Genomic DNA, 440 nt, shown 5'->3' with positions numbered 1-440 from the left:
CTTATATGGTTTATACAGAGAAGAGCGTACTTTTTTAAAGAAAAATGCCATTTCAAAAGGGCGGAAAATTGCTGTATCTAGGCCGATGTTGCTTTGTTCTCAAAAAGGTTTTGAGCTTTTACAAATCCAACACCGCTATGAAAATGCTTATTTGCAACTGCCTCCAGATAAGCCAGAATTAATCAGACAGCAGATCGATTACTTCACGGATAACCATGCTAAACTTTTACTGACATATATCGATAAAGTTTCGATTGATCTTGAATATGTAGAGTCACATTTAGCGCAGGATCCCCAAGATTTGATGCAACTTTTCTTACGTGAGATGAGAGAAACGGAAAAAGATGAGTATGAGGATATGATGGATAAATACCATTTAATGCGTATTATCGCTTCTGTTTTTGCTTACCAAGAGACAATCGACTATTTAGACACATTAA

The 440-nt window shown here is 35.9% G+C and carries 1 protein-coding gene; it reads left to right on the top strand.

Annotated elements, in window-relative coordinates:
* A partial coding sequence (locus tag G8O24_RS47160; RefSeq protein WP_210324921.1) for an aromatic acid exporter family protein occupies nt 1-440 on the top strand: 440 nt, incomplete at both ends.

Origin of the sequence: Bradyrhizobium campsiandrae (assembly GCF_014529705.1) — a bacterium.
GTDB classification, from domain to species: domain Bacteria; phylum Pseudomonadota; class Alphaproteobacteria; order Rhizobiales; family Xanthobacteraceae; genus Bradyrhizobium; species Bradyrhizobium campsiandrae.
This window is presented reverse-complemented; position numbering and strand designations above follow the sequence as displayed.